This window comes from Micromonospora endophytica, assembly GCF_003236305.1.
Taxonomy (GTDB): Bacteria; Actinomycetota; Actinomycetes; order Mycobacteriales; family Micromonosporaceae; genus Micromonospora; species Micromonospora endophytica.
Map to the genome: position 1 here is coordinate 1 of NZ_POTX01000302.1, position 6,040 is coordinate 6,040.

The 6,040-nt window shown below is 72.7% G+C and carries 7 protein-coding genes; 4 read left to right on the top strand and 3 right to left on the bottom strand.

The window, feature by feature from the left end:
- Positions 1 to 200: 200 nt before the first annotated feature.
- Positions 201 to 1,115, top strand: a complete 915-nt coding sequence (locus C1I93_RS27400) for an ABC transporter permease (protein WP_111246166.1) — start codon at positions 201 to 203, stop codon at positions 1,113 to 1,115.
- 89 nt (positions 1,116 to 1,204) lie between these two features.
- Here the strand turns inward: C1I93_RS27400 and C1I93_RS27405 are convergent, their stop codons facing one another.
- Positions 1,205 to 2,233 (bottom strand): aldo/keto reductase, encoded by a 1,029-nt coding sequence (locus C1I93_RS27405; protein WP_111246167.1) that lies wholly within the window; start codon positions 2,231 to 2,233, stop codon positions 1,205 to 1,207.
- Between the two features lie 209 nt (positions 2,234 to 2,442).
- On the opposite strand from C1I93_RS27405, the gene C1I93_RS27410 reads away from it, so the two are divergent.
- The 3 genes from C1I93_RS27410 to C1I93_RS27420 all read left to right on the top strand — a co-directional run bounded on the left by C1I93_RS27410 (position 2,443) and on the right by C1I93_RS27420 (position 4,183).
- A complete protein-coding gene (locus C1I93_RS27410) occupies positions 2,443 to 2,892 on the top strand; it encodes a VOC family protein (RefSeq protein WP_111246168.1) in 450 nt (149 codons plus the stop codon).
- Positions 2,880 to 3,323, top strand: coding sequence for an ester cyclase (locus C1I93_RS27415; protein ID WP_223256463.1), 444 nt, complete (start codon positions 2,880 to 2,882; stop codon positions 3,321 to 3,323). The genes C1I93_RS27410 and C1I93_RS27415 overlap by 13 nt, the downstream gene beginning before the upstream one ends.
- Before the next feature lie 104 nt (positions 3,324 to 3,427).
- Complete coding sequence (locus tag C1I93_RS27420) at positions 3,428 to 4,183, top strand: IclR family transcriptional regulator (RefSeq protein WP_181445352.1); 756 nt, start codon at positions 3,428 to 3,430, stop codon at positions 4,181 to 4,183.
- Positions 4,184 to 4,208: 25 nt separating this feature from the next.
- Here C1I93_RS27420 and C1I93_RS27425 read toward each other — a convergent pair whose 3' ends face one another.
- Complete coding sequence (locus C1I93_RS27425) at positions 4,209 to 5,033, bottom strand: IclR family transcriptional regulator (protein WP_181445353.1); 825 nt, start codon at positions 5,031 to 5,033, stop codon at positions 4,209 to 4,211.
- 49 nt (positions 5,034 to 5,082) lie between these two features.
- Positions 5,083 to 6,040 (bottom strand): zinc-binding metallopeptidase family protein (locus C1I93_RS31805; protein WP_181445354.1); only part of this gene is annotated, 958 nt, incomplete at its 5' end.

Consider the following 6,040-nt stretch of genomic DNA (forward strand, 5'->3'; position numbering starts at 1 on the left):
GCCACCCCGGCCACGCCGCAGCCGACCCCGCCCGTTCCCACGGCGCCCGCCGACCCGGAGCCGGCCACCACCGGCACCACCGCAACCAACCACGTAGCACCTCAGGGAAGGCAGGCCGGCATGAGCGAACCGGGCGAGCGAAGGTCGCCGCTGGGTGCGGACATGTCCCGTGGCGAGATCGGGAGCGGGGGAGGTATGTCATGAGCGCCGCGGACAACATCGCCACCATCCTCTCCAGCGGGGCCCGGCTCACCGTGCCGCTGGCCTTCGCCGCCTGCGGCGAGTACCTGGCGCAGCGCGCCGGCACCCTCAACATCTCGGTGGAGGCGATGCTGCTCGGGGCCGCGTTCGGCTCGATCGCGGTGGCCAGCGCCACCGGCAGCGCCACCGTCGGGCTGGCGGCCGGCGCCCTGGTCGGCGTGGCGGTGGCCTTCGTGCACGCCAACCTGTCGCACCGCCTGCAGATCAACACCTTCGTGATCGGCCTGGTGCTCAACGCCCTCGTGCTGGGACTGACCAGCTACCTGATCACGGTGAGCAGCTTCACCGGCCATCAGGTGTGGCTGGTCGACGTCCCGGTGCTGCGCGACATCCCGATCCTCGGGCCACTGCTGTTCGTCCAACGCTGGCCGGTCTACCTGCTGCTGCTTGTCATACCGCTGACCTGGTGGCTGGTGGAGCGCAGCAGGTGGGGGCTGGAGTTGCGGGCGGTGGGGGAGAACCCGCAGGCCGCCGACGTCAGCGGGATCGACGTCAACCGGCGCCGCCGGCAGGCCCTGCTCTGGTGCGGGCTGCTCGCCGGGCTCGGCGGCGCGTACCTGGCGGTCGGCGAGGTGGGTTCGTTCAACCAGAACATGACCGCCGGGCGTGGTTACCTGGTCATCGCCGCGGTGATCTTCGGTGCCTGGCGGCTGCGCCGCACCCTGGTGGGCTGCGTGGTGTTCGGGTTGGCCGACGCGATGCGGCTGGCGTTGCCGGCCCTCGGGGTGACCATGAACTCGCAGTTGCTGATCGCCGCGCCGTACCTGCTGGCACTGCTGGCGATGCTCGTCTTCGCCACCGGGCACCGCGAACCCCGGGCCCTGGCCCAGCCGTTCCAACGCGGCGTCGCCTGAGCTTGCGCACCGCGACCGGCCGTGCCGCCCGAGGTGTCTCGGGTGGCGCGGCCGGTCTGTTGTCCGCGACGGCGCGGCCGTTTGCGGTGCTATCTGCGGCGGCGCAGTGCCGGGTCGGTGAGCGCGGGCGGCCGGTAGCCGGCGTCGGCCGGGTTGACGTCGTGACCCGGCGGCACCAGCGCATCCACCCGGTCCAGCAGGTCGGCGGGGAGCGCGCCCAACTCCCCGGCGGAGAGTTGGCTGCGTAGCTGTTCGAGCGTGCGCGGTCCGATGATGGCGCTGGTCACCGCCGGGTGGCTCAACACGAAACCCAACGCCAGCTCGATCAGGGTCAGGCCCGCCTCCCGGGCCACCGCCGCCAGCTCGCCGACCAGATCGAGCTTGCGGGCGCGGGCGGCGGCGTCGCGGAAGTCGAAGTGGTCGCCGTTGCGTCCGGCCCGGGAGTCCGCCGGAACCTGCGCCGAGCGGTACTTGCCGGTCAACCATCCGCCGTTGAGCGGGCTGAACACCAGCACCCCGAGCCGGTGCCGGGCACAGGTCGGCAGGGCGGCGGCCTCCGCACCCCGGGTCAGGATCGAGTACGCCAGCTGCTCGGTGGTGAACCGTTCGCGGTGGCGGCGCTCGGCCACCCACTGCGCCGTGACGATCTCCTCGGCCGGGAAGGCCGAGGTGCCGATGCTCACCACCTTCCCCTGCCGCACCAGGTCGGTCAACGCGCCAAGGGTCTCGTCGAGGTCGGTACGCGGGTCCGGGCGGTGCACCTGGTAGATGTCGATCCGGTCGGTGCCGAGCCGACGCAGGCTCTCCTCCACCGCCCGCCGGATCCAGCGTCGCGAGTTGCCCCGCCGGTTGCGGTCGTCACCCATCGGCTCGTGGAACTTCGTGGCCAGTACGACGTCGTCGCGTCGACCCCGCAGTGCCCGGCCGAGGATCTCCTCGGACTCGCCGTGGGCGTACACGTCGGCGGTGTCGACGAGATTGACCCCGGCGTCGAGCGCCGCACCGACGATGCGGTGACACTCCTGCTCGTCGCGGTTGCCCCAGGCCCCGAACATCATCGTCCCCAGGCAGAGCGTGCTCACCTCGACGCCCGTCCCGCCGAGCCTGCGGTACTGCATGCGCGACCTCCTGCCGGCGCCGACCGGCTCTCCCGGGCGGCTACGCTTCGCCGCTCACGCTGGCACGTCACCTCGCCACCGGCACCGTCCCGCCGCGCCGAATCACCCCGCCCGGCTTTGTGTCCCCGGCACATCGCCGCTCGCCCGAGGGGGGAATAGCCTGGTCACAGCGTGACAAGGAACCAATTTCCGTACGGTGGAGGCACAACATGGCGACCGGTCTGACACAAGCCCGTTGGACACACGTGGCGCTACCCACCGGCGATCTGGACAAGGCCATCGCCTTCTACACCTCACTCACCCCGCTGGTGGTGGTGGAGCGGTTCGCCGACGCCGACGGGGAGAGCGTGTGGCTCTCCAACGACAAGCAGGCCGACACTCCGTTCGTGCTGGTGCTCGTCTCCTTCAACAAGGACCGCGGCGGCCAGCTCGGCCTGCTGCACCCGTTCGCCCACATCGGCATCGAGGTGCCCCGGCGGGCCGACGTGGACGAGATCGCCGAGCGGGCCCGCGAGCTGGGCTGCCTGCACTGGGAACCGCGGGACATGCCGCCGCCGGTGGGTTACATCTGCGCGCTGAAGGACCCGGACGGCAACGTCATCGAGATCTCCCACGACCAGCAGGTCTTCGACACCGTACGGCGCAAGTGGGGCAACTGACCGCCGGGCGTACCCGGGTGGCGGTGCTGCGCTACCTGGAGGCGTTGAACGCCCACGACGCGGATGCCGTCGCCGACTGCGTGAGCGTCGACTTCGTCAACGAGCACACCACCGCCCTGGGGCGGGGTGTGGTCGGCCGCAGCGGCTACCGGCGGCGGCTCGACGCCTTCTTCGCCGAGTTCGCCGACCTGCACTACGAGGTCGAGGAGTTGCTCGTCGACGGCGACCGCGCGGCGTTGGCGTACCGGCTGTCGTTCCGGCTGGTGTCCGCCGGGCGGGTGCCGGTGCGGGTACGGGGCGTGTTCCGGTTCCGGGTCGACGCCGACGGTCGCGTCGCGCACCGGGTGGACTACTGGGACAGCGCCGAGGTGCACCGGCAGCTCAACGCCGCCGACCCGGACCACCCGGATCGGGCCGCCCGGACCGGGTGAGGTCCCTTTCGCCGGTCGGCCCGCCCGTCCGGTGCTCGCGTCGTACCCGTGGTGCTCGGTAGAGTTCGCATCCGGCGGGCCGGCGACGAGTACGAGGTGGCGTGGTGGCGGAGGCGAGCGAGGAGCCGGTCGGCGACGCGCCGGCGATCCAGACCGTCCAGCGGGCGGCCACCATCCTCCAGGCGTTCTCGGTGGAGCGCCCCCGGCTGACCCTGAACGAGCTGACCGCCGATCTGTCGATCAGCCGCGCCACCGCCCACCGGTACGCGCGTGCGTTGCGCGCGGCCAACCTGCTGCGCTTCGACGTGGGTACGGCCACCTACACGCTGGGCCCGCAGGTGCTGGCGATGGAGGCCGCGGCGCGGGCGGCGCTGCCCATCGTCACCGCCGCCGAGCCCCATCTGGCGCGGTTGACCCGGCTCACCAACCTGACCTCGGTGTTGAGCATCTGGAACGGCGAGGCGCCGACGGTGGTGCGTTGCATGGACGACACCACAGGTGACGTGCGGTTGAGCGTGCGTACCGGTTCGCTGCTCGACCTGACCCGCTCGGCGCAGGGGCGGGTGCTCTGCGCGTTCCTGCCCACCGACGAGGTGCCCGTGGTGGCGCGCCAGCTCCGTCTCTCCGCACAGCTGCGGAAGGTGGCCGAGCAGGTGCGCCGGGACGGCTTCGCGGTGAACTCGCCCGAGGACTTCGGGGTACGGGTGCTCGCCGCGCCGGTGTTCGAACGCCGCCGGGTGGTGGCCGCCCTGGCCGTGCTGGGCACCAGCGCGGCGTTGGCCGGCGTGGCGCAGGCCACGGCGGCGCAGACCCTGCGTGAGGTGGCCAGGGAGCTGTCCGAGGAACTCGGCGCGGGCTGAGCCTGCGCGGACGGGGTCGCGACGGTCAGCGGGCGCGGGTGCGGGCGCCGTTGCCGTTCGCCGTGGGGTGACCGTTCTCGCCGGTGGCGGTGCCCAACTCGGCGGTGACCACGGCCGCGGTGCGTTGCAGCGCGACCGCCAGCGGACTGTCGGTGCCCTCCGGGACCGAGCTGGTGGTGCCGACGATGGCCATCGCGGCGATCAGGGTGCTGCCCCGGAAGATGGGTGCGGCCAGGCTGCGGACCCCGTTGACCGAGGGCGTGTTCGCCGAGATGCCGGTGCGCCTGATCTTGTCCACCTCGTGGCGCAACTCGGCGGAGCCGGCCAGGTCCTCGGCCAGTCCGGGCACGTCGTCGGGGGGCAGGAAGGCGCAGAAGACCCGGCCCTGCGCCGACTCGGTGCGCGACAGCCGGGAACCGGTGCGGACGCTGACCCGGATGACCCGGTCGGTGTTGTCGTCGGCGCGGACCACCACGGCGGTGTCGCCGTCCCAGACGCTGAGCACCACGGTCTCGTCGATCTCGCGCACCAGGTGCTGCATGTGCGGGCCGGCGATGCTGATGACAGGCATCGCGGCGCGCGCGGCGGCGGAGAGGGTCAGGATCTGCGGGCCGAGGGAATACAGCCCCTCGCGTTCGTCGTAGCGCAGCAGGTTGCTCTCGCGCAGCGCCTTGGTGTAGCGGTGGGCGGTGGCCTTGCTGGTGCCGAGGCTCGCGGTCAGCTCGTTGAGGCTGAGGCGGGGCCGTGCCGCCGTGAACGCGTTGAGGATGACCGCCGCGCGTTGCACGGTCTGGATTGCCGGCGAGCCTTGTTCCGCGCTCCGTGCCGACCCGAGACTGTCGTCCGCCATCTGGATTCCTTCGAGCACTAAGTGAGACAGTATCATGGCATGCGGTCCATCACTCTGTCGATGAGTGCTGGTGCCGGAGTGCGATGTCCGCGTACAGGCGGGCGAACCGCAGCAGATCCGCCACCGCGTAGCTGTCACGTCGCGGGTCGGTGGGGTCCGGCGCGAGCGGCGGTGGACCGAGGCGTACGGTCGGCACCCCCCTGCCGCGCAACACCACCCCGTCGGTCGACCCGGTCCAGCCGCGTACCTGTGGTGGCGGCTGCCCGTGGGTGGCCTGCCAGGCCGCGTGCGCGTGGTGGCAGATCGGCGCGTCGACCGGGGTGGCCGCCGCCGGATGGACCGCCCGGCCGGTCACCGTCAATCCGCAGTCCCGCAGCGGGGTGTGCCGCAGCGCGTCGGTGAGGGTCGCCCGCAGCGTCTCGGTGATCAGCGCCGGGTCGTCGCCGGGCACTGTCACCAGGTAGCCGTCGAACTCCAGCACGCCGGGCAGCAGGTCGGGCTTGTCCGGCTGGCCGGCCCGTACCGCGCCGATGCCCAGCTCGGCGCCGACCTGGTCGGTGCGGTCGGCCCGGGACGCCAGGTGGGCGCGGCGGAATGTCTCCAGCGCGTCGATCACCACGCCGGCGTGGGCGATCAGGCCACCGGGCGGGACGGCGGAGCGGCGGGACAGCACGGGGTGGAAGCGGCTGGTCAGCCGGATCCGCAGGAACATCGCGCCCGGTTCGGCGACGAGCACGGTGGGCGGACCGCTCTTGGCCACGATCGCGGCGTCCGGGGCCGGGTGGTGGTCCAGGTGGTGGACGACCCCGCTGCCAGCCGGCTCGTGTCGGTGGGTGCCGGCGGCGGCGAGCAGCAGGGTCAACCGGTGCGGTCGTCCGGCGGACCGGCAGACCCGGGCCGTGGCGGCGATGCCGACAAGCGCGGCGGCGGCCGCCGCCCGGGCGACGCCCAGGCCGAAGCCGCTGACCACGGGCTCGGCGGCGGTGGGCAGACGCAGGGCGGGGGGC

Excerpts from the sequence above, each read along its gene's own strand:
- C1I93_RS27405 (WP_111246167.1), bottom strand. The coding sequence starts at position 2,233 with ATGCAGTACCGCAGGCTCGGCGGGACGGGCGTCGAGGTGAGCACGCTC.
- C1I93_RS27400 (WP_111246166.1), top strand. The coding sequence starts at position 201 with ATGAGCGCCGCGGACAACATCGCCACCATCCTCTCCAGCGGGGCCCGG.
- C1I93_RS27410 (WP_111246168.1), top strand. The coding sequence starts at position 2,443 with ATGGCGACCGGTCTGACACAAGCCCGTTGGACACACGTGGCGCTACCC.
- C1I93_RS27425 (WP_181445353.1), bottom strand. The coding sequence starts at position 5,033 with ATGGCGGACGACAGTCTCGGGTCGGCACGGAGCGCGGAACAAGGCTCG.